Below are 23503 nucleotides of genomic sequence, written 5' to 3'. Positions count from 1 at the left end.
AAACATATCTGTACTATATGTAAAAAATTTTTATGTGAAGTAATATTTCTTTTATGATAAAATATTTATATATTATGAAGAATATGTTGGTGAGAATAATGAAATCGAGTTATAGTTTATATAATAATTTATGGTTAGAAGATAATTATCATCTTGAAGTAATAAATTATTATTACAGGAATTGGAAGCAGTTTAATATGGAATTTCACAATCATGACGAAATAGAAATAATGTATGTCATTAAAGGTAAATGTACAATAATGACAGAAAAGCAGAAGTATCTATTAAAAAAAGGAGATTTCATTTTAATTGATGCAAATATACCTCATGCTTTAATTGTGGATGAAGAAGAAACCTGTAGAATGCTCAATATTGAATTCATATTCAAGAAATCCATGAGCAATTATCTAGCATTTGGAGAATTAGTAGCACAAGTTAAATCAGTAAATACCATGTTAAAGATGAAAAAGTCCCATATACAATTGAAAGATACAGGGGAAGTTTATAATGATTTGCACAAAGTTATTAATGAGCTTAATCAAAATAGCGAAAATCTAATGATACAAATACAATTAATGCAATTGATGATAGATATTTCAAGGCAGCTGGTACAGTTTACAGATGAGAATATATCTAATAAGAATATTTATGTAAAAAAGGCTATTGAATATCTTTATCATCATTATGATTGTGATGTAAAAGTATCTGATATAGCTGGTAGTATTAATATACACGAAGGTTATTTGTATAGAATTTTTAAACAAAGTACAGGTAAAACCCTTATGAATTATTTGATGGAAATAAGACTTGATAAAGCAAAAATAATGTTGGAGAATACAGATATATCTATAACAGATATAGCTGAATATATAGGAATTAACAGTAGGCAGTATTTTACTTATTTATATAAACAGTATTATAGAGTAACGCCTAGTAATTATAGAAATAATTTTTCTGCATCTAAAAAAAAGAAAAGAGTATAGAATTCTTTTCTTTTTTTTAATATGAGGTTAGAAAATTTAAAGCCTGATGATTAAATAATTGTTATAATCCTATCATAAATTGATTTTTATGAAGGAGGAAGTAATATGGCATTTAAAGTAGCATTTATTGGAGCAGGAAGTATTGGTTTTACTAGGAAGTTATTACAAGATTTATTAGCGGTACCAGAATTCAAAAACATCCAGGTAGCATTTACGGATATAAATGAAAATAATCTTGATATGGTTACAAAGCTTTGTAGGAAGGATATAGAGGCTAATGGATTGAATATCAAGATTTTGTCTACATGTAATCGAAGAGAAGCATTAAAAGACGCTAATTATGTAATTAACGTAGTTAGAATAGGAGGTCTTGAAGCATTTAAACCAGATGTTGAAATTCCTATGAAATATGGAATCAGCCAATGTGTTGGTGATACTTTGTGTGCTGGTGGAATCATGTACGCACAAAGAGGTATAGCAGCTATATTAGAATTTTGTAAAGATATTAGGGAAGTAGCACATCCAGACTGTATAATGTTAAATTATTCTAATCCGAATGCTATGATAACATGGGCATGCAATAAATATGGTAAGGTCAAAACAATTGGTTTATGCCATGGAGTACAACATGGACATGAGCAAATGGGAGAGGCACTTGGTATTCCTTTTGAAGAATTAGATATAATATGTGCAGGGATAAACCATCAAACTTGGTATATACAAGTTAATCATAATGGAGAAGATGTTAAGGATAAATTGTTGGAGGCTTATGAAAACCATCCAAAGCTTAGCAAAACAGAAAAAGTAAGAATAGATATGCTAAGAAGATTTGGTTATTATAGTACAGAATCAAATGGACATTTGAGTGAATATATACCATGGTATCGTAAACGCTTAGATGAAATAGAGAATTGGATAAGTCATGATTTATGGAATCAAGGTATTTATGCTGGTTATCTAAATGAATGTATACGTACGAGAAATTCTTTTGAAACAGATTTTCCAAAATGGATTAATGAGCCAGCTAAAGTCTACAAACAAGAAAATAGAAGTAACGAGCATGGTTCATATATCATTGAAGGATTAGAAACTGGAAGAATCTATAGAGGACATTTTAATATAGTAAATAATGGTACAATTACTAATCTACCTGATGATGCAATTGTTGAAGTTCCTGGATATGTTGATGCTAATGGTATTAATATACCTAGAATTGGAGACCTTCCTCTTGGTTGTGCGGCAGTATGTAACAATAGTATTAGTGTTCAGAGATTAGGAGTGGAAGCTGCTGTTAATGGAGATGATATGCTATTGAGACAGGCTATGATGATGGATCCTTTAGTAGGTGCAGTATGTAATCCACCTGAAATATGGCAGTTGGTTGATGAGATGCTTGTAGCAGAAGAAAAATGGTTACCACAATATAAAGATATTATTGAGCAGATAAAAAAAGAAAAGTAAATAGTATTATATACAATGGGTGTAATGATATAGTGCATATAAATAACAAGGGAAGGTCTTTTAGATGAATATAAGACAATCCCTTGTATTTAATTTATTCATGCTAATTCAGCTAATCTAGTAACAGCTACGAATATATCTGATATCTTATACCATGTTGGATAATCAACTATTCCACTTACTGGAAGCAAGAATGCTTTTTGGAATATCTCTACAGCTTCTTTTGTTTTTGGACCAAAAACGCCATCTACTTTTAATCTAGGAATGGCTGGATAATTTTTGGAGATAGCATTAAGTTGACGTTGAATAACCCTAACTGGTTCTCCTGTTGAACCTTGTTGCAAGTTATAACCTGGGAATGACGATGGTATTCCAGTAACTTTTTCTGCGGTATTAATATAGATGTCTTGACCATAGAAGTAACGAAGTATTTTGACTGCATCTTCCCCTAAGTCACCTCTATATTTACTTCCCCATTGAGTCATCCAATTCTCACACTGAACTTGGACACCATCACAATACTGAGTAAATAAAGGTTGACGAATTCCAGGTCTTGAAATGTAATTAATAAATAATTGATCTACGATATCTGATATATTTCTATATATATTTCTACCATAAATAAACTTATGATCATATGCAGTAGAAGAGGTAATATTGAAATTTTTACCTTTTGCACGATACCACTCTGTATATATTCTATTTAGTGTAAAAGATAGTATTGCAAGTATGTTTGCTTGTATAGTACTTTCAGGCCAAGTAGAATAGATTTCTGATGAAGCTACATTTTTTATATAATTAGTAAATGGGACGAAATAGTTAGGGGCACTAGTATCATCAGGTGTTCCATCATGTACTATAATTGTACTTGGAACAACAGGGCTATTTAAAACTATAAAACTATCTTCTACATCTTCTTTTACTTCGCTTTCTGGAATTTTTGGTGGATATTCTGCATATAAAGTATGTGGACCAATAACCAATAATTCTTCCTGTTGATTTTTAATCTTTGAAGATGTTTCTATCGTAGGAATCATTCTTACATCTTGTAGGGCTAATTGATCAGGTAATATCTGACATCCTGCAATTTTAACTGTTTCAAATTCTGGAGCTGATATTTCAAGATTATATTCTGAATAAGGTTTTGGATTATTAGGTTCTAGACTATATTCAAGGGGGGGTGTATCTAAGTCTATAGTTACTGTTCTACCAAGATTAACAGTATTCAATTCTTCAACGATTTCATTATCAGGGGTAGCTTTTCTTATGGTTACTTTTGCAGAATTGATAGGCTTAAAACCTAACTGAGTGACCGCATTTACTGATAACTGACCAAAAGATTGAGTAGATGTTTCTGCTGGATAGATTCTTTTTCTGTTCATAATTCTCCTCACTATTTTAGGCATAATTTTACTTACTTTCAGTATATGAGAAGACAAGCATTATTGATAAAAAATAGATAAAAAAAGAGAATACTACTTGCGTAGTATTCTTATGTGGGGGAGAACATATTGTAAACAGGGATACTAAGTAACCTGTTACAACCAATCTATATACTAGCCCTTATATAAAGACCAGAATAAGGCTGTTTGATCCTTATATAAAGGCTAATTTATTATCCATAAAAAAGCTTCCACATAATGAATCGTTATTTGGTATCCCTGTAGTAATAAGTATATCCAAATACAATTTTTTATATTCAATAATAATAAAAAAATTTTGCCCCGATTTTAATTGAAATAAGATATTTATTGACTATAGTAATATGTAAAGGTAAACTATAATTAACATAAAAAATTTGACTTGAAAGATAATTATTTATAGGAGGGAAAAATATGAATATAGCTAGTTACATAGACCATACAATACTTAAGCCAGATGCAACAAAAGAACAAGTTATTAAAATATGTGAAGAAGCCAGACAATATAAGTTTGCTTCAGTATGCGTAAATGCATTTAGGACAAGGTTAGTAAAAGAAAAGTTGGAAGGTTCTGATGTAAAGGTGTGTACAGTGGTAGGATTTCCACTTGGAGCTGTTCCAACAGAAGTTAAGGCTTTTGAAACTAAATTAGCTATTGAGCATGGAGCTAATGAAATAGATATGGTTATTAATGTTGGTGCATTAAAAGACAAGAATTATGACTATGTTTATGAAGATATCAAAGGTGTTGTGGATGCTTGTGAAAATAAAGCATTGGTTAAAGTGATTATTGAAACTTGTTTATTGACAGAGGATGAAAAGATTAAGGTATGTGAATTATCTGTTGAAGCAGGAGCAGAATTTGTAAAAACTTCAACTGGATTTAGTAAAGGAGGAGCAACTGTAGAAGATGTTTCTCTTATGAAGAAAACTGTTGATGGGAAAGCGAAAGTAAAAGCTTCTGGTGGTGTTAGAGATTACGAAAAGGCTAAAGCTGTAATTGAGGCTGGGGCTGATAGAATTGGAGCAAGTGCAGGTATTGCAATTGTTGAAGATTCAAAAAAAATTAAACAGTAAATAATACTTAGGCAAGCCTGTTGGCTTGCCTAAGTAAATAGTTTAGATAATTCATTAATCATTAAATCATTCTGATCTTCACTCATAAAACAAAAACGGAAAAATTTTGAGTTGAGGAACACAAAGGTGGAAGCATCTCTCATCATAATATTTTTCTTGATTAATATTTCAAATAAATCATGTGAATCAATATCATCTTTCAATATCTTGATTAAGATAAAATTAGCGGTTGGTTTAAATACTTTAATATCCTTCCAATTGCTTAATTCGTTGTATATCCTACTACGTTCTTTCTCAATAAAATCTCTTGTCCTATTAATGTATTCTTCATCTTCAAACATAACTTCACCAGCAAAACTTGCTAAAGAGTTGATTGTCCAAGGATTTTTTAGATTATTAATTTTTTCCATGATTTTTTTATTACTACAGACACCATATCCTAATCTTAATCCAGGTGAAGCATAGAATTTTGAAACCCCTCTAGTAATGAATAAATTATCATAGAGGTCAGTAAGTCCTACGGAAGTTATTTTATCCATTTCTTGTGTGAATTCTATATATGTTTCATCTACCATTACATATATATTTTTCTTTTTACAAAATTCCAATATACATTTTATATCTTCAGAAAAAATAGATGTTGATGTAGGGTTATTAGGATTACAGATAACTAGTAAATCCGTATCATCTGTTATATTTGACAATAAATCTTTAATATCAAGTTTGAAATCATGTTCTTCTTTCAAAGGATAATAATTAGAAGAACCTCCACCTATAGAGATTTCTCTTTCATATTCTGAATAGGTAGGACCGACAATAATAGCTTTTGTTGGTTTGACGATATTTATAAATATAGAAATAAGTTCTGTTGAACCATTACCGACTATTATATTTTCAAAATCGATACCTATGTATTTACCTAGTTTTTTTCTTAGTTTCTTATATTCTCTGTCAGGGTACATCCCTATAACATTAACATTTTTCGATAGTAGTTCCAATAGATTTTTAGAAACTCCTAGTGGGTTAACATTTCCGCTAAAATTTATAATATCATATTTGTTTATATTATATACTGATTCTATTTTTTCTAGATCACTACCATGAAAATGACTTTTATTATTTGACACTTAATCACTTCCTTTATATCTATCATTATACCTATTAAGATTCAAAATGCAAGTCATATTCATGATAGTTGTGAAAACAAATTAATATATTAATTTATTATATTAAAGTTACCAATTACCGATTAATTATAAAGCTATATTTTCTTGAAATGTTTTTTTAGTAAGGTTATTATAGATAAAATTATTGGTATAACCAACAATATAAATACACCTAAATAACTTATATACTCAAGGGCTTGTCTTAACATATCCATAGTTGTAGGTATTAAAGTTAAACTAAATACTATAGATACAAGTATAAAAACAATAATGTTACGATTTATTTTAGAAAATAATTTGTTAAGCAAAAAAATAGCCATATATAAGGAAAGAACAATCGTACCAAAAGTACTCAAAAGCCAAGCTACTATAAAAATGGAGTCCAATCGTTTTAAGAATTGTAGTGCGTCAATTTCAATTCTTCTAATAGAAGCAAATCTAGCATCTTCATAATGAACAATGCTATCAACTCCCATAACAGATATAGATGATTCCACATTCATAATATAAATTACTCCAATGAGAACTATAATACATACTATATGTCTGTAAACATTTTTATTTGCTTTATTAAAATCCATTGGTATTACAGATAATATTTCAATGCCTACAAAAGGAAATATAATTTTGGGTAGAGTTTTATATAAACTATCTATGTCAAATAAAAAGAATGGTTGAATATCAGTTAATTCACCTTGAGAGAAGATTGCAACATCAAGTACAATTGCAAATATAATAAAAACAATGCAAAACACTTCAAATATGCGTCCTAATACATGAATATCATTAAGTAAAGTATAAAAACACACAATAAGCATAACAGTAGTTAAAGCCCATATAGGAGTATTTATTAAAAAAGATAGTTTTATTGTTTCACATGTTAATTTAGTTATAACAGTAGCTGTTGATATTGAGTAGGCACTAATAATAAATATAATGCAGTATGATATAAATGTACCAGTAAGAATCTTACTATACTCAAAGATAGTCTTATTATTGAAGGTTTTTGCCAAATAAGTGAATAGAGTTGCTGAAAAAATTATAATAATATCTCCTATTACAATAGATATCCATCCACCAGTGCCAAGGTCTTCTGCAATATTTTTAGGAAGAGATATTATTCCGTATCCTACTATATAAGAGAATATTAAAAAAATTATCTGTTTGTTTGTAAGTGGCTCTTTCAAAAAAATACCTCCAATTATTGTCTACTATCATCTTTTGTCTTTAAATATTCTGGTCTTTTTTTAGATAAATGAATATCACTTATAAATAAATGCTTTAAATCTCTAAAATTTAATGGCGATAAAGGAGCAATGTAGGATACTCCAAAACTGTCTATAGAACAAAGATTGACTACTATTAAAATAATACCCATAGTAAATCCAAACAATCCAAAAACACTAGTAATAATTATCATCAAAAACTTTAAAACCCTTATTGTATTGGTAATTGAATAATCCGAAGTTGCAAAAGAGCTCATTATAGATAATGATACAATAATTACTAGTAAAGGACTAACAAGACCTGCTGAAACGGAAGCTTGACCAATAACTATTGTACCTACGATTCCAATGGCAGGACCTATTTGTTTAGGGAGTCTAACACTAGCTTCTCTAAGAATTTCTGCAACTGATTCCATTAAGAACGCTTCAAGAAAAGCATTAAAAGGAACAGTTGCTCTCGATGTAGCTAAACTAATTATATATTGAGGGGGTAAGATATCTGAATGAAAGCTTACAACAGCTACATATAATGAGGTTAGGAATAAAGAAATTATTATGCATAAGATTCTTATGAATTTTGAAAAAATACTTATGAATGTATTGTCGAAGTGATCATCACCAGTATCAAAAAATTCTATAAAAGTCTTTGGTACCACTAATGCCAAATTTCCACCTTCCACAAGGATTATAACTTTACCATCCAAAATATTAGCACATGCAGTATCTGAACGTTCAACAATACCTGATTGAGGAAAGAAATTATACGAATTATTAAAGATGAATTTTTGGATGTAGCTTGATTCTAATATTCCATCTATTTCTATTTTAGATATTTTATTTTCTACATCACTGACTAAGCCTTCATTAGCAATATCTTTGATATAGATGATGGCAACAGTAGTTTGGGTTCTCTTTCCTACTATTAATTCATCAATACGTAGATTTGGGTCTTTTAATCTATATCTGATTAAAGATAAATTATCATTATAATTTTCATTAAAGGCATCTCTAGCACCTTTTATTGTGTTTTCTATATTTGGCTCTTGTACTTGCCGTTTTTCTATTTTTAAGGTGTTTGCAACAATATATTTGTCATCTGTAGGGATAATAATAACTGAATTACCTCTTAAAACATAATCTATGATTTCATTTTCTTTAGTACCTGTAAAAAGATCATCAATGTAAATTGTGTTTATTATCCTGTCAGTAGTAAGAGCTCTTTTATGACATAATAATAATGGTTTGATGATATTTAATGAAAGCATGTTTCTATCAGTAATTTGCTGAATATATAAAATGATAACGTCAGTATCACCAACATTAAGATATCTAGTAGTAATACCTAATTCTTTTGATTTTTTTTCCCACGATTCATTAATAATATTCATCTACTACACCCTTCATAATATTATTGGTTGAAATTATCATCGCTTTTCAAGTTTTTATTTACTATGGTTGTTTTGACATTAGCGTTAATATTGGAAGATAAAAATGCTTGTTCCCAATCTATTTTTTGATATTGATAATAATGTTGAGCTTTGAATTCTTCACCAAAATTAAAAATATCGCATTTGAAATCTTTTTGAGCTGTTTTAACAAAATTAATAATTTCTTCAGATATTTTTTTAGAAAGATCAGTTTCTAACTGCTTGATCATTTCGGGTGAAATATTATGTTTATAATACTGATAACGTAGTTCTGCATGTAAGTCTAAGTTAACAGTTATGTTTACTGTATCATCCTTAAATGAGGTTGATATTTTCCTCTTGTTTATATGAACCCTGAATGAGTATTTATTTTTTTTATCAAGTGGGTCGGGGATAAGTTCTATCAATTTAGTATTATCAGCTAGTATATACAAAAGAGGTTTGGTTTCATCTACATCTATTATATCAATAAGTTTAGAGTCTTTAAAAACAGTTAATCCTAGATATTTTAGGTCGTTGGATTCTATGCCGATATATGGAATGACAAAACCTTCTGAACCAAATGCAATATTTGAAAGCAAGTCGCCAACATCTAGACAAATAGAATTTCCTTCATCCTTTAGGTTTCTTAATAAATTTTCTATAAATAAACCAATTGCTAAAGCTTTATTGGTTTTGACATTAAAAAATTCTTTAGTTGGTTCACGACAAACTACAAGGTTTAGAGTCTTTCTATAATCGAATAAACTATCAATTCTATTTAGATATGACTCTATGCCACGTTCTGCAAATTCTTGACTGAAGATTACAACTCTAGTTGCTCCAAGAAATGATGGGAAAGGGATATTTGAATTATAATTTAATCTTGCTTCTTCAAAAGTTTTTCCTTGTCCAAATATTGTATATACAATAGATGATGGTGATTCACCAATTTCTTCTCTTGGGGTATGAGTAAGTTTGACTATTTCACCACAAAATTGTAGATTATCATCTACATAATCTATTCCTAATGAGATATTTATACATTTCTTATTAATATCTTTTGAATCCCAGCAACCTGTAGTTAATAACAAAGGTATAAGGAAAATACAAATTATTTTTTTATACATAACGGCACCTTTTCAGAAATTATTTAATAGTAAAGATTAATGAAATTAGTATTACCAATATATGAAATTATAAACATAAATTGACACTATTCTTGACACTTAATTAGGTGAACAATATAATGAATATATACTTTAATTAAAATAATTTTTTATTTACTAAAAATCATAATCCGAAAATATGAAAGAGGTAGTTAAATGGGACTAATAACAAACTTAAAGAGTATATTAAGAAAAAAAGTTGTTGTTGATATTAACGAGAAGAATTATCTTGGAGTTGATATCAATAATATTTATAATGATGAAGAAAACACTTATAAACTGTGTCAAAAACTTAAAAACACTTATAGAGATAAGGAACAAGTAATATCAGAATATGATAATATAAATAAAGTTCATTCAAGTATTCAACAGATTGAAAAGATGAATAAAAAACAATTAGCTGAATTCGAGAATTGTGCTAGTAATTATGTTTCTATTAAAAATGATAAAGTTGAATATGTTGGTAGAATAAAAGGTGCAGGACAGCAATTTGATTATCTTCAGGATCATGAAGAAAATATGGGTGATGTAATTAATAATATCAAGAATGTGGAGCAAAGACAAAGAGATGTTAAAAATGACATTACATATATTGAAGGGGAAAAAGGAGATCTTATATATGGGAAAGAACGATTAATCAAGGCACAAAAATACGTGAAAGTATTAATGATCGGGTTATTAACCATTTTTGCTTTTTCAGCATTGGTATTAAGTATTATGTATACTAACAATGATATTGATATATTTATTCCTTCAATAATAATGATTGTCGTTATAGGATTTTTTAGTTTGTGGATATATATTTTTAGGAGATATGTTATACACGAGATTAAGAAAAATAATATACTGATGCAAAGGGCGGTTGAACTACTGAATAAGATAAAATTAAAATATGTCAATAATGAACAGTTTCTTGCTTATGAGTATAATAAGTACAAAGTTAAAAGTGGAGATATGTTAGAAGATAGATGGATTCAATATGAACAAAATAAAAAAGATAAAAGTAATATACATAGAATATCCAGCAATATTATTATTTTAGAGGATGATATTGAAAGAGTAATTAAGAAACATGGTATTGAATCAATTAACTATATATTAGATAATATTGATTTGTATTCTGACAAAGAAAAAAGACATAATGGCATGGAAAAAATAAAACAAGATAAAAAGACTTTAAAAAATACTTTAGAACAATATAATAATGAAATACAGCTTATAACTAAAATATTGATTGATGTCAAAAAGAATGATACTACCGATAATAAGGGTATAACTAAAATGATTAATGATGTACTTGTATAATTAAAAGATTATTTTTGGGGTGCTTTATTATACATAAGTAAAAGATAAGAATAAAATAGCCTTGACAAACAAAAAATAATATAATACCATATAATATAATTAGTAATAGGTAGTATAAATGCAGTGAGAAAGAGGAGTATGTTTGATACAGCTTACAGAGAGGAAAATTAATTTTGAACTAAGTTCAATAAGCTGAGAGATTTTCTAGGATATGACAAACAGAAGGTAGCTTTTTAGCAATTTATCTGAAACTTTAGTAGGATAATATCGGGTAACTTCGTTAATGGTTAATAAGTGCTTGTATGTTGTTAGTTTTACTAATTCATATAAGAATTAAGGTGGTACCACGATCTTATCGTCCTTATTGGGGATGATGGGATTTTTTTATTTTTAGAAAACTATTTTGATGAGGTGATTAAATGAAAATAATAGGAATTATTTTAGTAGTAGTAGGAGCAATCATTTTTTATGGTGCAAAGTTGATGTATAAAAGAAATAAAAAAAAGTTGGATTATAATCCTAACAAGAACGATAATGAAGAATTTTTAGCATTATTGAATAATGGTACTATTGTTACTAGAATAATAGGAGCATTATTAGTTGTAGTTGGTGTAATAATGATTGTACTATTTTGTTAATTAATTCAACCTATCAAAGAACTAAAAATATCTTAAAAAATTAATATATAGGAGGTAAGTTATGGCTAAAAATTTAGATAAAACTTATGATCCTTCTAAGGTAGAAGGAAGATTATATCAAAAGTGGATGGATAATAAATATTTTCATGCGGAAGTAGATAGGACTAAAAACCCTTTTTCAATTGTGATTCCACCACCAAACATTACAGGGCAGTTACATATGGGGCATGCTCTGGATAATACTATGCAAGATATTCTTATCAGATTCAAAAGAATGCAAGGTTTTAGTACTTTGTGGCAACCAGGAACAGACCACGCAAGTATTGCTACAGAAGTGAAAATTGTTAAGAAAATGGCTGAAGAAGGAATTACTAAGGAAGATATTGGAAGAGAAAAATTTCTAGAAAGAGCTTGGCAGTGGAAAGAAGAGTACGGTGGAGTAATAGTTGACCAGCTTAAGAAATTAGGTTCATCCTGTGATTGGGATAGAGAAAGATTTACTTTAGATGAAGGTCTATCTAAAGCGGTTGAAGAAGTATTTATCAAATATTATAACAAGGGTTATATATACAAAGGGGCTAGAATAGTTAACTGGTGTCCAATATGCCAAACAACAATATCAGAAGCAGAAGTTGAACATGAAGAGAAAAATGGACATTTTTGGCATATTAAATATCCTATAGTAGGTTCAGATGATTTTGTTGAAATAGCTACTACAAGACCAGAAACCATGCTTGGTGATACAGCAGTAGCTGTACATCCTGATGATGAAAGATATAGTGATCTTATTGGTAAAAAAGTAATTCTACCATTAGTTAACAAAGAAATACCTGTAGTTGCAGATAAATATGTAGATATGGAATTTGGAACTGGTGTAGTTAAGATTACTCCAGCCCATGATCCTAATGACTTTGAAGTTGGAGTCAGACATAATCTAGAACAAATAAATGTAATGAATGATGACGGTTCCATTAATGCAAATGGGGGAAAATATCAAGGACTAGATAGATATGAAGCTAGAAAGCAAATGGTAAAAGAGCTTGATGAACAAGGATTACTTGTAAAAGTTAAAGAACATACACACAATGTAGGTATGCATGATAGATGTAAAAGCGTTATTGAACCAATGATTAAGCAACAATGGTTTGTAAAAATGGAAGAACTTGCAAAGCCTGCTATAAGAGCTCTAAAATCTGGTGATCTAAAATTCGTACCAGAGAGATATGGTAAAATATATCTGAATTGGTTAGAAAATATTAGAGACTGGTGTATATCAAGACAATTATGGTGGGGACATCGTATACCAGCTTACTATTGTGAAGATTGTGGAGAAATTATTGTAAGCAAAGAAGCACCAGAGAAATGTACTAAATGTTCTGGTACCAAGTTCCATCAGGATGAAGATTCACTTGATACATGGTTCAGTTCAGCTTTATGGCCTTTTTCAACACTTGGGTGGCCTGAAAATACTGATGAATTAGGTTACTTCTTCCCAACCAATGTACTAGTAACAGGATACGATATTATTTTCTTCTGGGTAGTAAGAATGGTATTTTCATCAATGGAATTCATGGGCGAAATACCTTTTGATACAGTACTTATTCATGGTCTTGTGAGAGATTCACAAGGTAGAAAAATGAGTAAATCTCTAGGTAATGGAATTAATCCATTGGATGTAATTCAACAATATGGATCAGATGCTTTAAGATTAACCTTAATGACTGGAAATGCACCTGGAAATGATATGCGTTATTACGATGAAAAAGTTGAAGCAAGTAGAAATTTTGCTAACAAAATATGGAATGCATCTAGATTTATCTTGATGAACCTTGAAAATATAGAAGAACGTGAAGTGGCAATAGATGAATTAACACCTGCAGATAGATGGATATTATCTAAAGCTAATACTTTAGTAAAAGATGTTACTGAAAACATGGAAAAATATGAGCTGGGTATTGCTGTATCAAAATTATACGATTTCATCTGGGAAGAATTCTGCGATTGGTATATTGAAATGGTAAAACCTAGATTATATAATGATGATGACGATACTAAAGCAGCTGCATTATGGACGCTTAAAAATGTTCTGATAACATCTCTTAAGTTATTACATCCATACATGCCATTCATTACTGAAGAAATATTTACTTTCATTCAAGACAAAGAGGAATCCATTATGGTTTCTAACTGGCCTGAATATAAAGAAGAATGGAATTTCACAGCAGAAGAATCAGAAATAGAATTGATTAAACAAGCGGTAAGAAGCATTAGAAATGTAAGAGCTGAGATGAACGTACCACCATCAAAGAAAGCAAAAGTTTTTGTTGTATCAGATAAAGAAGAAGTAAGAAATACATTCGAAAAAGGAAAAGTATTCTTTGCAACGCTTGGATATGCTAACGAAGTTGTTATTCAAAATAGTAAAGATGGTATTGATAATGACGCAGTATCAACTGTAATAGAAGACGCAACAATATTTATGCCTTTTGCGGAGCTTGTAGATATCCAAAAAGAAATAGAAAGAGTGAAAGCAGAAGAAAAGAAACTAGAAAGTGAATTAGACCGTGTAAACAAAAAATTAGCTAATGAGCGATTTATGAGCAAAGCACCTGAAAAAGTAGTTGCTGAAGAAAAAGCAAAACTTGAAAAATATACAAGTATGATGGAACAAGTAAAAGAAAGATTGAGTAACTTGATTGCAAAATAAATAAATAAAACAGACAACGGGTGTATAATAAAGGGGCTGTCTGATAATACATTTTTGGGGGAGGGCTACAAGTTTTGGAAGATAGACTAGGTTTAGCTATTCATACCCTTAAACGTCCTGTTTAAAGGGTATGAGCTACGCCGTCCATGGCTTCGCTTACCGCTAAACCTAGTCTATCTTCCTTGATATTAACGTTAAAAAAATGTATTATCAGACAGCCCCTTCTTACTATATATGCCGCTCTTGAGCCAGTAAAAAGTTCTAATATTTCTTTGGATTATAATAGATTTGTTTCTAATTATTACATACAGTACTATAAGAGCAACTCCAACAAGAAAAAATGCTAAACATAGGGCATATAAACTTTTTTGATTCGTACCATCTTGAAAATATCCAATCACACCAATAATAATACCACCTAAAATAAAAATATCTTCTATCAATACCGACTATTCTCCAAAGATATTATTGTCTGTCTTGATACTCCCACTTTTTTAGCCAACTCTTGCTGAGTCATCCTATACCACCTGCCTCTACATATTAAATTAACCCATTCATTTTACTATTGAAACTACCAACCTTATATGATACATTTATATAGAATTTAATCATAGAAATAAGTCGAAAAATACAAATATATATATTGAATTTATATATTTAAATATAAATCATTGGAGGTACTAATCCTTGAAATATAATGAATCTGTACAATATATACTAGATATACCAAAATTTGGAGTTAAATCAGGACTTGATAATATAAAAACTCTTCTTAATTTATTAGATAACCCAGAAAAAAATATGAAATTTATACATGTTGCAGGAACAAATGGAAAAGGCTCTGTATGTACCATGCTCTCATATATACTATGTGAACATGGCTATAAAACGGGATTATTCACATCACCCCATCTTGTGAAAATTAACGAAAGAATAAAAATAGATAACACTAATATTAGTAACAACAATCTATCAAACATACTAACTATGGTTAAAGAAAAAATAGATTATATGGTTAAAAGCGGCTACAACCATCCTACTTTCTTTGAAGTATTAGTAGCCATAGCTTTTGTATATTATAATAAAAATAATGTGGATTATGTAGTCTTAGAGACAGGACTAGGAGGTAGACTTGATTCAACCAATGTAATTGAAAATCCCATTGTCTCAATAATAACATCAATCGGATTAGATCATGTTGCTATTCTCGGAAATACTATAGAAGAAATTGCAAAAGAAAAAGCAGGAATTATAAAAAAAGAAAGACCTACAGTTTTATATTATGATAAGAAAGAGGTAGTTGACACAATAAATGTCGAATGTAGAAATAAAAAATCGAAACTTTATAGTTATAATGATTTACACTATAATATTTTAAAAAGAACCAAGAAAAACATTGATTTTTCTATAAATAACAAGTATTATAATTATGAAGAGGTTTTTTTAAATACTATAGCTAATTACCAAATTATTAATGTTTCCATTGCGCTTACTGCTGTTGAAGTATTAATTGATGAAGGTGTAAATCTGAATACTGAATCTATATTAAAAGGTCTAAAAAAATTCAAATGGCCAGGTAGAATGGAATATGTAATGGAAAATATGCTAATTGATGGAGCGCACAATGCCCAAGGTATTAGCATGTTTGTAAATGATATTAATAGTTTATATAATAATACGGAAATAAACATTTTATATGCTAGTTTAATAGATAAACCTTATGATAAGATGATTAGTCAACTGAAAAAATGTAATAATATAAATAAGATGATTTTAACTCAGATCAATAGTGATAGAGCAACAGATGTAAATTTACTTCAAGAATCCTGTGAAAGGGTAGGCTATGATAATATATATCCTATGGCTAATATTGATGATGCAGTAAAGTATGCAATGCAGTTAAGCCGTGAAGGTAGAATGGTATGTTGTATCGGTTCACTATATCTGGTTGGTTATATCAAAAGTAAAATTATAGAGGAGGACTAATATGATTAATTTTGAAGAAGAGATTAAAAGATTTAAACCATGCTTGGAAATTGAGCAAGCAGAAGAATCAATTTATGCTTATGATTCAAAAGATGTGTCCGATATTTTACAAGAAATGATTAGAGAAATAAAAAATGATGATAAGTAGAGTGGTGAAATATAATGAGTAAATTATGTCTAAAATGTGGTAGTGAATTAAATGATGAATATATATGCACTAACTGTGGTTTGAAAATTGATATATATGAAAAAATTCAGAATACTTCGAAATTGCTTTATAATCAAGGGTTACAAGTAGCCAAGCTTAGAGACCTTACTGGTGCTATTAGCTTATTGAAAAGAAGTTTAAAACTAGATAAAAACAATATAGACGCACGTAATTTATTAGGACTTATATATTTTGAAATCGGGGAAGTTGTATCAGCGTTGCAACAATGGGTTATAAGTAAGAATATACAAAAAGAAGATAATATTGCTGATTATTATATTGAGAAGATCCATCACAATCAACATAAATTGGATTCAATTAATTCTGCTATCAAAAAGTATAATCAGGCGTTAAAATATATTGAACAAAATAGTGAAGATTTAGCCGTTATACAGCTCAAAAAAGTAATAAGTCTTAATCCTAATTTTGTAAAAGCCTATTGCTTATTAGCACTTTGTTACATACATGAAAATAATTTAGCAAAGGCTAAAAGAGTTCTCTTAAAAGTATTATCTGTTGATAAGAGTAATTATGTAGCATTAAAATATTATGAAGAAATAACATCACAAGAGCCAGAAGAAGATAAAGAAAAAGAAAATATATATGCTATTGATAAAAAACAAGAGATGTATTCTATTAAAAATACTCCGAAAAGGGAAAGCAGGATAAATCCATCAGTTTTGCAATTTGGCTATGTAATATTTGGTGTTGTGATTGGACTTCTTGTAGCAGTATTTTTAATTGTTCCAGGAAAAGTAAAAGGTAAAACAAAAGAAGCCGATAATCTTAGAAAAGAGATATTGACACAGCAAGGTGACTTTGATACTTTGTTAGATTCTCTTAGTAATGAAAAAGAAAAACTAGAATCAGATATAGATGTAAAAAATGAACTTGCAAAACAGTATGAAGAAAAAGCTGCTAACTATGAAGCATTGGAAAATCTTCAAAATGCAGTTTCATTCTATTTTGATAATGATAAAGAAGCGGCAGCTAATAAATTATATATGGTTAAGCCAGAAAATCTATTGGCATCAACTTCAAAAGAGCTATATAATAAGTTAAGAAAAGAAATCTATCCTGTTATAGCAAAAGATGCATTTACTGAAGGTTCAAGATTATATAGTAGAGGGAAAAAGCCTGTAGTCGAAAAAAATCTCAATCAAGCCATTGAATATTTTAAGACTGCTTCAAAATTTGGAAGTAGTGATGATTACTTTGCAGATGATATGCTTTATTATGAAGCAAGATGTTATCAATTATTGGGTAATAATAAAGAAGCAATGGATTTATTTCAAAAAGTACTTGACCAATATCCAAAATCCAGTTTTAAAACTTGGTCACAAAATTATATAAATCAATTAAAAAATTAATAATAAATTCTAGTAAATAAGGAGCTGTTTCATAATCGGTTTTTATTGTAAACAAATCGATAGAATAAATCTATCTTTTGATTATTATAAAAATACTATGAAATGGTTTTTTTTAGCTTATGATTGTAATGAGTGGGTGTGGTATAGAAGGTACCTTTTTAAACAAAATGTAATATATTATAATATTTTAAAAAAAACTTCATAATAAAAAAAGGAATTTGGAAATAAATGGAGAATTTATAAAAATATGTAAAATATTTACAGGAGGAGGTAATTCAGTGTCTACCCAATGTAAAATTGTTAAAAGAAACTTAATTGTAAATGTTTCGGAAGAACTTGATCATCATAATGCAGAAATAATTAGAGATAAGATTGATAAGCTTATAATAAAACATAATATTAAGTGTGTTATTTTTAATTTCTCCAACACAAAATTCATGGATAGCTCGGGAATAGGGGTCATAATGGGACGCTATAAAAACATTAAAAATATGGGAGGTAATGTTGTTGTTACCAATGTAAATCCTAGAATGGATAGAATCTTTAAGATATCAGGTTTATATAGAATCATTGATAGTTATGACAGTGTTGACAAAGCGCTTAAAAATATTTCTAATATAAGCTGAATAATATAACTTATTATATGTTTAATATAGATAAGTTGATTTAAACAATTGCTATAGAGCCAACAATTATTTAGTTTTCTTCAACTTATAAAATTAAGGGAAATATATTGAACTTATTGAAATTGGTGTACAGATGTTTAAGTTCAATATATATATAACAAATAATGATAATAATAAAGGGGGATATTATGAAGTACGAAAATGAAATGAAAATTGAGTTTAGTAGTAAATCACAAAATGAGTCTTTTGCAAGAGTGGTAATAGCATCTTTTGTGGCTCAACTGGACCCAACACTCGAAGAATTATCAGATATCAAGACAGCTGTTTCAGAAGCTGTCACAAATTCAATTATACATGGTTATGAAGAATATGATGGACAAGTTTATATGTATTGTAAAATTACGGATAATAAAATATATATAGAAATAAAAGATTTCGGAAAAGGTATTAGTGATATTGACAAAGCACGTGAACCCCTATTTACATCAAAACCTGAATTAGAACGTTCGGGAATGGGATTTACAGTTATGGAAACATTTATGGATGAAGTTGAAGTAGAATCTAAAGTAGGGGTTGGATCAAAAATAATTATGAGGAAAAAGCTAGAAAGTCTAGAAAAGCTTTGAGAAGGTGTTGAATATGGATAAAACACTAGAACTTATAAAAAAATCTCAGCAAGGAGATCAAAAAGCAAGAGAACAGATTGTAGAAGGGAATATTGGGCTAATCTGGAGTATTGTCAAAAGGTTTTCTAATAGAGGATATGATTTGGACGATTTATTTCAGATAGGCAGTATAGGATTGTTAAAGGCAATTGATAAATTTGATTTATCATATAATGTAAAATTCTCAACGTATGCTGTTCCTATGATCATGGGAGAAATTAAAAGGTTTATGAGAGATGACGGGATGATTAAAGTCAGTAGATCTTTGAAGGAAGTAGCTAACAGAGTACGTATCAATAAAGACATCTTAAATAAAAAATTAGGTAGAGAACCAACAATAGACGAGATATCTCATGAGATTGGTACATCAGTTGAAGAGATTGTAATGGCTCTTGAATCTAATGCAGAAGTAGAATCTCTCTATAAGACAATTCATCAAGGAGATGGACATCCTATTTTCCTTATAGATAAACTTGAAAAAAACACAGATGAAAACACATTGATGATAGATAAAATTGCTCTTCGTCAAGTAATAAGTCAATTATCTCCGAAAGAAATGGAGTTAATCATACTTAGATATTATAAAGATAAAACACAAACTGAAATAGCTGAGAAAATTGGTATATCTCAGGTTCAAGTTTCAAGGTTAGAAAAAAAGATTTTAAGTCAAATTCGTGAAAAATTATCTTAGAAATTGAGTAATTATTTGAAAGAGTTACCCTTAATTATATAATTATATATTTGTATTTTTCATTCCCATAAAGGAAGATAAAAAATAAATTTTATCTTATTCCAGCCTATGATAAAAAATCATAGGCTTTTTTTCTTTTTATTTGAAATATAGTTACATTTCTTGTTATTACCAGAATAGTTATGGTTAATACTTCAAAAAATAATAGTAAATTATATAAATCCAAAGAGGTGATTTAATGAAGTATAAAAGAATATTGATAATAGCTATTATGCTTGTATTAGTATTAGTATCTGTCATGACTTATATGTATTTAAATAAAGAAACAGATATAACATATCAAGGAACATTTGTTAATTGTACCTTTAATAATAAAGGGTGATTATATGAATAATATATATATTAAAGCCAGTAAGAAGGTATGCATAACAGGAAAAAAAGAAGTTATTATTGACGATATCGCTGATATTGAAGGTAAAAAGGATATTATTGATAAGATAAAAAATATAAATGTATTTACTATTGATACTAATGAGAAGAAAAATTACTTATTATCTATAATAACAGTAATCACAGAAATACAAAAGATATATGAAAATATACTTATTCACAATGTTGGTGAAGAGGACATTATAATTTCTTATAGTCCTAATAAGAAGGAACACAAACATAAAAAATTAATTAATATCCTGAAAGTTATATTTGTATGCATTACACTATTCGCTGGTGGAGGTATTGCAATAATGACTTTTCATACAGATGCAGCTGTACCAGATGTTTTTGTGAGATTATATAGTTTATTCTTGGGGGAAGAAAATCTTAACCCACTAATTATTGAAATACCATATTCAATTGGTTTAGCGGTAGGAATAATCGTGTTTTTTAATCATTTTTCTTCAAAGAAATTAACAGATGATCCAACACCTATAGAAGTTGAGATGAGATTATATGAAAGAGATGTTGAAGATTGTATTATTGAAAATCTTAGTGAAGAAGGGAAAAAGCAATAATGGTATTGCAATATTTATTGTTAATAATAATTGGATTTGGTGGGGGAGTAGTTATAGCAGGTGGTGTCTTCGCTTTTATAGCGATTATTGGAATTGTTCCTAGATTAGCACAGAAAACATCTACACAAAAATACATTTGGATATATGAAGATGCTATTATGTTTGGTGGAATGTTTGGAACACTAATCATGATTATGGATTTTGAATTACTGCTAGGGAATGTTGGCGGGATGATATATGGATTTTTTACTGGTATATTTGTAGGATGTTTAGCAGTATCTTTAGCAGAAGTATTAGATGTGATACCTATTTTAACTAGGCGGTTTAATATAAAAGTAGGAATGGCGTATTTTATAGTAACATTAGCAATTGGGAAATTGATTGGTTCATTATTATACTTTATCATACCAGGATTTTATAAACTAAAGTAATAAAGTAATAAGTTAAGAAAGGATAATTATGATGGAAAATATTAATGAGCATAAGAAAGACTTTCAAAAATTAGTTGATAAATCTTCGCCAAAACCCAGTTTAATCAAAAACTGCATATGGGCTTTTGTAGTTGGTGGAATTATATGTTGCATAGGTCAGGGAATAACAGATCTTTTAATGTATGTAGCAGAACTTCCCAAAGATACAGCATCAACTTTTACAAGTATCATTCTAGTATTTATTGGCGCATTATTAACAGGGCTTGATATATATGATAGTATCGGAAAAAGAGCAGGAGCAGGTTCAATAGTACCTATTACAGGGTTTGCTAACTCTATTGTATCACCAGCTATTGAATATAAAAATGAAGGTTATGTATTTGGTGTAGGAGCTAAGATATTTACTATTGCTGGACCAGTTATTCTATATGGTATGCTTTCTTCTGTAATAGTAGGATTGGTTTATTATATGATCGGAGTAGGCTGAGCAATAATTTACCTTAGATTTAAAATTACTTAATTTTGAAAGGATGATTATAGTATGGGTAGTCCAATAGGAGAGCAAACAATAGCATTTAATAACCCTCCTACTATTATTGGATATGGCAATATTGTGGGGCCTAAAGAAGGAGATGGATTATTAAAAGAATACTTTGATAAAATATTAGAAGATACCTTATGGGGAGAAGAATCTTGGGAAAAAGCAGAAAGCAAAATTCTTAATGCAGCAATTAACTTAGCAATTGATAAAGCAAATATAGCAAAAAACGATATTAGGTATATTTTTGCTGGAGATTTATTGAATCAATTGACAGCTAGCACTTTTGCAGTCAGAGACTTTAAAAAAGCTTTCTTTGGATTATATGGTGCTTGTTCAACAATGGGAGAATCTCTAGTATTAGCTTCTATGACAGTAGAAGGTGGCTTTGCAGATTATTGTGTAGCAGCTACATCCAGTCATTTTTGCGGGGCAGAAAAACAGTTTAGATATCCTTTGGAATTTGGTAATCAAAGACCATTAACAGCAACTTATACAGTAACTGGAAGTGGAGCAGTGGTTGTTGGCAATAAAGGTAGTGGACCTAAAATTACTCATGTCACACCTGGAAAGATAATTGATTTGGGGGTAAAAGATGTTATGAATATGGGGGCAGCAATGGCACCAGCGGCTGCGGATACTATTCTTACACATTTTAAAGATACAGGTAGATGTGCGGCAGATTATGATTTAATAGCAACTGGAGATCTAGGTATAGTCGGTAAAAAATTAATTAGAGAATTAGTTCAAAAAGATGGTTATGACTTATCTGAAAATTACACTGATTGTGGTGTTGAAATTTTTGATGGTGATAAACAGGATACACATGCAGGTGGTAGTGGTTGTGGATGTTCTGCAGTTACACTGACAGGATACATTTTAAAAGAGATGGCAAAAGGTACATTCAATAGAGTTCTTTTTGTACCTACAGGGGCATTATTGAGTCCAAGTAGCAGTTTTCAAGGTGAGAGTATACCAGGAATAGCTCATGCTGTTGTAATAGAAAATAACCAAGAATAGTGGGAAAGAAGGGACATTATGATTGATTATATAAAAGTTTTCATAACAGGTGGAGTAATATGTGTTATAGCTCAGATTCTAATGGATAAAACTAAACTCATGCCTGCTAGAATATTAGTTATCTATGTTTCATTAGGAACATTTCTGACTGGACTAGGTATCTATGACCATGTTGTAGAATTTGGTGGGGCAGGTGCGACGGTACCTTTAATAGGATTTGGTTATTCTTTAGGCAAAGGAGTAATAGAAGCGGTTAAGACATCAGGATTTTTAGGAGTTTTCACAGGAGGAATGACAGCTACTGCTGGAGGGATAACAGCAGCTTTATTATTTGGTTATTTGGCAGCAGTATTATTCAAGCCTAAAGACACAAAATAGAAAAAATATGGAGCTAACTTA

General features: G+C 29.4%; 25 protein-coding genes and 1 other annotated feature. Of the genes, 18 read left to right on the top strand and 7 right to left on the bottom strand.

All coding sequences use genetic code 11. The features are described from left to right. Positions 1–98: 98 nt before the first annotated feature. Entirely contained in the window at positions 99–983 is an 885-nt protein-coding gene (locus tag ACX6CF_RS17755) for an AraC family transcriptional regulator (protein ID WP_458786700.1), read from the top strand. Positions 984–1088: 105 nt separating this feature from the next. Beyond that, positions 1089–2444 (top strand): alpha-galactosidase, encoded by a 1356-nt coding sequence (gene melA, locus ACX6CF_RS17750; protein WP_458786699.1) that lies wholly within the window; start codon positions 1089–1091, stop codon positions 2442–2444. Between the two features lie 98 nt (positions 2445–2542). Here the strand turns inward: melA and ACX6CF_RS17745 are convergent, their stop codons facing one another. After that, positions 2543–3826: a peptidoglycan-binding domain-containing protein gene (locus tag ACX6CF_RS17745; protein WP_458786698.1), complete on the bottom strand. Its 1284-nt coding sequence runs from the start codon at positions 3824–3826 to the stop codon at positions 2543–2545. A gap of 453 nt (positions 3827–4279) precedes the next feature. On the opposite strand from ACX6CF_RS17745, the gene deoC reads away from it, so the two are divergent. Beyond that, positions 4280–4942 (top strand): deoxyribose-phosphate aldolase, encoded by a 663-nt coding sequence (deoC, locus tag ACX6CF_RS17740; protein WP_458786697.1) that lies wholly within the window; start codon positions 4280–4282, stop codon positions 4940–4942. A gap of 29 nt (positions 4943–4971) precedes the next feature. On the opposite strand, the gene ACX6CF_RS17735 is transcribed toward deoC, so the two are convergent. From ACX6CF_RS17735 to ACX6CF_RS17720, 4 genes are all read right to left on the bottom strand, one after another. Continuing rightward, positions 4972–6069 (bottom strand): pyridoxal phosphate-dependent aminotransferase, encoded by a 1098-nt coding sequence (locus ACX6CF_RS17735; RefSeq protein ID WP_458786696.1) that lies wholly within the window; start codon positions 6067–6069, stop codon positions 4972–4974. A 134-nt stretch (positions 6070–6203) separates the two neighbouring features. After that, positions 6204–7295, bottom strand: coding sequence for a GerAB/ArcD/ProY family transporter (locus tag ACX6CF_RS17730; RefSeq protein ID WP_458786695.1), 1092 nt, complete (start codon positions 7293–7295; stop codon positions 6204–6206). A gap of 14 nt (positions 7296–7309) precedes the next feature. Next, positions 7310–8722: a spore germination protein gene (locus ACX6CF_RS17725; RefSeq protein ID WP_458786694.1), complete on the bottom strand. Its 1413-nt coding sequence runs from the start codon at positions 8720–8722 to the stop codon at positions 7310–7312. A gap of 20 nt (positions 8723–8742) precedes the next feature. After that, positions 8743–9870, bottom strand: coding sequence for a Ger(x)C family spore germination protein (locus ACX6CF_RS17720; protein WP_458786693.1), 1128 nt, complete (start codon positions 9868–9870; stop codon positions 8743–8745). 195 nt (positions 9871–10065) lie between these two features. Here ACX6CF_RS17720 and ACX6CF_RS17715 point away from each other — a divergent pair, with 195 nt between their 5' ends. From ACX6CF_RS17715 to ACX6CF_RS17705, 3 genes are all read left to right on the top strand, one after another. Next, positions 10066–11214 carry a hypothetical protein gene (locus ACX6CF_RS17715; protein ID WP_458786692.1) on the top strand — a complete coding sequence of 383 codons (1149 nt, stop codon included), beginning with the start codon at positions 10066–10068 and terminating at the stop codon, positions 11212–11214. A gap of 114 nt (positions 11215–11328) precedes the next feature. Next, positions 11329–11580: a binding site (T-box leader), on the top strand. A gap of 53 nt (positions 11581–11633) precedes the next feature. Further along, on the top strand, positions 11634–11852 hold the full coding sequence (locus ACX6CF_RS17710) for a hypothetical protein (protein ID WP_458786691.1): 219 nt from the start codon (positions 11634–11636) through the stop codon (positions 11850–11852). Positions 11853–11913: 61 nt separating this feature from the next. Beyond that, positions 11914–14559 (top strand): valine--tRNA ligase, encoded by a 2646-nt coding sequence (locus ACX6CF_RS17705; protein ID WP_458786690.1) that lies wholly within the window; start codon positions 11914–11916, stop codon positions 14557–14559. 194 nt (positions 14560–14753) lie between these two features. Here the strand turns inward: ACX6CF_RS17705 and ACX6CF_RS17700 are convergent, their stop codons facing one another. Both ACX6CF_RS17700 and ACX6CF_RS17695 read right to left on the bottom strand, forming a co-directional pair. Beyond that, positions 14754–15002 carry a hypothetical protein gene (locus tag ACX6CF_RS17700; RefSeq protein WP_458786689.1) on the bottom strand — a complete coding sequence of 83 codons (249 nt, stop codon included), beginning with the start codon at positions 15000–15002 and terminating at the stop codon, positions 14754–14756. Next, complete coding sequence (locus ACX6CF_RS17695) at positions 14999–15076, bottom strand: helix-turn-helix transcriptional regulator (RefSeq protein ID WP_458786721.1); 78 nt, start codon at positions 15074–15076, stop codon at positions 14999–15001. Before ACX6CF_RS17695 ends, ACX6CF_RS17700 begins: the two co-directional genes overlap by 4 nt. A 170-nt stretch (positions 15077–15246) precedes the next feature. Between ACX6CF_RS17695 and ACX6CF_RS17690 the strand changes: the two genes are divergently transcribed. The 12 genes from ACX6CF_RS17690 (at position 15247) to spoVAE (ending at position 23482) form a co-directional block, all read left to right on the top strand. Further along, complete coding sequence (locus tag ACX6CF_RS17690; RefSeq protein ID WP_458786688.1) at positions 15247–16545, top strand: bifunctional folylpolyglutamate synthase/dihydrofolate synthase; 1299 nt, start codon at positions 15247–15249, stop codon at positions 16543–16545. 1 nt (position 16546) lies between these two features. Beyond that, a complete protein-coding gene (locus ACX6CF_RS17685) occupies positions 16547–16693 on the top strand; it encodes a hypothetical protein (RefSeq protein ID WP_193774394.1) in 147 nt (48 codons plus the stop codon). A gap of 14 nt (positions 16694–16707) precedes the next feature. Further along, entirely contained in the window at positions 16708–18123 is a 1416-nt protein-coding gene (locus ACX6CF_RS17680; protein ID WP_458786687.1) for a tetratricopeptide repeat protein, read from the top strand. 278 nt (positions 18124–18401) lie between these two features. Next, the gene (spoIIAA, locus tag ACX6CF_RS17675) at positions 18402–18749 is read left to right on the top strand and encodes an anti-sigma F factor antagonist (RefSeq protein ID WP_458786686.1); all 348 of its coding nucleotides are present in this window, start codon (positions 18402–18404) and stop codon (positions 18747–18749) included. A 188-nt stretch (positions 18750–18937) separates the two neighbouring features. Further along, entirely contained in the window at positions 18938–19375 is a 438-nt protein-coding gene (gene spoIIAB / locus ACX6CF_RS17670) for an anti-sigma F factor (RefSeq protein ID WP_458786685.1), read from the top strand. A gap of 13 nt (positions 19376–19388) precedes the next feature. Continuing rightward, positions 19389–20105, top strand: a complete 717-nt coding sequence (sigF, locus tag ACX6CF_RS17665) for an RNA polymerase sporulation sigma factor SigF (RefSeq protein WP_458786684.1) — start codon at positions 19389–19391, stop codon at positions 20103–20105. A 238-nt stretch (positions 20106–20343) separates the two neighbouring features. Further along, positions 20344–20487, top strand: a complete 144-nt coding sequence (locus ACX6CF_RS17660; RefSeq protein ID WP_458786683.1) for a hypothetical protein — start codon at positions 20344–20346, stop codon at positions 20485–20487. Positions 20488–20491: 4 nt separating this feature from the next. Further along, a complete protein-coding gene (locus ACX6CF_RS17655; protein WP_458786682.1) occupies positions 20492–21115 on the top strand; it encodes a stage V sporulation protein AA in 624 nt (207 codons plus the stop codon). Then, positions 21115–21546: a stage V sporulation protein AB gene (locus tag ACX6CF_RS17650; protein ID WP_458786681.1), complete on the top strand. Its 432-nt coding sequence runs from the start codon at positions 21115–21117 to the stop codon at positions 21544–21546. Before ACX6CF_RS17655 ends, ACX6CF_RS17650 begins: the two co-directional genes overlap by 1 nt. A 31-nt stretch (positions 21547–21577) precedes the next feature. Continuing rightward, complete coding sequence (gene spoVAC / locus ACX6CF_RS17645; protein WP_458786680.1) at positions 21578–22033, top strand: stage V sporulation protein AC; 456 nt, start codon at positions 21578–21580, stop codon at positions 22031–22033. A gap of 54 nt (positions 22034–22087) precedes the next feature. After that, a complete protein-coding gene (gene spoVAD, locus ACX6CF_RS17640; RefSeq protein ID WP_458786678.1) occupies positions 22088–23104 on the top strand; it encodes a stage V sporulation protein AD in 1017 nt (338 codons plus the stop codon). A gap of 21 nt (positions 23105–23125) precedes the next feature. After that, positions 23126–23482 carry a stage V sporulation protein AE gene (spoVAE, locus tag ACX6CF_RS17635; protein ID WP_458786720.1) on the top strand — a complete coding sequence of 119 codons (357 nt, stop codon included), beginning with the start codon at positions 23126–23128 and terminating at the stop codon, positions 23480–23482. The last annotated feature ends 21 nt before the right edge of the window (positions 23483–23503 follow it).

This window comes from Vallitalea sediminicola (assembly GCF_054408565.1).
Note: the sequence above shows the minus strand (reverse complement) of the source record. Positions and strands in the feature narration are given on the sequence as shown.

Bases quoted from the DNA above. Each gene is read 5' to 3' on its own strand.
- ACX6CF_RS17695 (WP_458786721.1), bottom strand. From the start codon at position 15,076: ATGACTCAGCAAGAGTTGGCTAAAAAAGTGGGAGTATCAAGACAGACA.
- spoIIAB (WP_458786685.1), top strand. From the start codon at position 18,938: ATGAAGTACGAAAATGAAATGAAAATTGAGTTTAGTAGTAAATCACAA.
- ACX6CF_RS17745 (WP_458786698.1), bottom strand. From the start codon at position 3,826: ATGAACAGAAAAAGAATCTATCCAGCAGAAACATCTACTCAATCTTTT.
- ACX6CF_RS17755 (WP_458786700.1), top strand. From the start codon at position 99: ATGAAATCGAGTTATAGTTTATATAATAATTTATGGTTAGAAGATAAT.
- ACX6CF_RS17660 (WP_458786683.1), top strand. From the start codon at position 20,344: ATGAAGTATAAAAGAATATTGATAATAGCTATTATGCTTGTATTAGTA.
- spoVAC (WP_458786680.1), top strand. From the start codon at position 21,578: ATGGAAAATATTAATGAGCATAAGAAAGACTTTCAAAAATTAGTTGAT.
- melA (WP_458786699.1), top strand. From the start codon at position 1,089: ATGGCATTTAAAGTAGCATTTATTGGAGCAGGAAGTATTGGTTTTACT.
- deoC (WP_458786697.1), top strand. From the start codon at position 4,280: ATGAATATAGCTAGTTACATAGACCATACAATACTTAAGCCAGATGCA.
- spoVAD (WP_458786678.1), top strand. From the start codon at position 22,088: ATGGGTAGTCCAATAGGAGAGCAAACAATAGCATTTAATAACCCTCCT.
- ACX6CF_RS17655 (WP_458786682.1), top strand. From the start codon at position 20,492: ATGAATAATATATATATTAAAGCCAGTAAGAAGGTATGCATAACAGGA.
- ACX6CF_RS17650 (WP_458786681.1), top strand. From the start codon at position 21,115: ATGGTATTGCAATATTTATTGTTAATAATAATTGGATTTGGTGGGGGA.
- ACX6CF_RS17705 (WP_458786690.1), top strand. From the start codon at position 11,914: ATGGCTAAAAATTTAGATAAAACTTATGATCCTTCTAAGGTAGAAGGA.
- ACX6CF_RS17720 (WP_458786693.1), bottom strand. From the start codon at position 9,870: ATGTATAAAAAAATAATTTGTATTTTCCTTATACCTTTGTTATTAACT.
- ACX6CF_RS17715 (WP_458786692.1), top strand. From the start codon at position 10,066: ATGGGACTAATAACAAACTTAAAGAGTATATTAAGAAAAAAAGTTGTT.
- ACX6CF_RS17725 (WP_458786694.1), bottom strand. From the start codon at position 8,722: ATGAATATTATTAATGAATCGTGGGAAAAAAAATCAAAAGAATTAGGT.
- ACX6CF_RS17680 (WP_458786687.1), top strand. From the start codon at position 16,708: ATGAGTAAATTATGTCTAAAATGTGGTAGTGAATTAAATGATGAATAT.
- ACX6CF_RS17685 (WP_193774394.1), top strand. From the start codon at position 16,547: ATGATTAATTTTGAAGAAGAGATTAAAAGATTTAAACCATGCTTGGAA.
- ACX6CF_RS17710 (WP_458786691.1), top strand. From the start codon at position 11,634: ATGAAAATAATAGGAATTATTTTAGTAGTAGTAGGAGCAATCATTTTT.
- sigF (WP_458786684.1), top strand. From the start codon at position 19,389: ATGGATAAAACACTAGAACTTATAAAAAAATCTCAGCAAGGAGATCAA.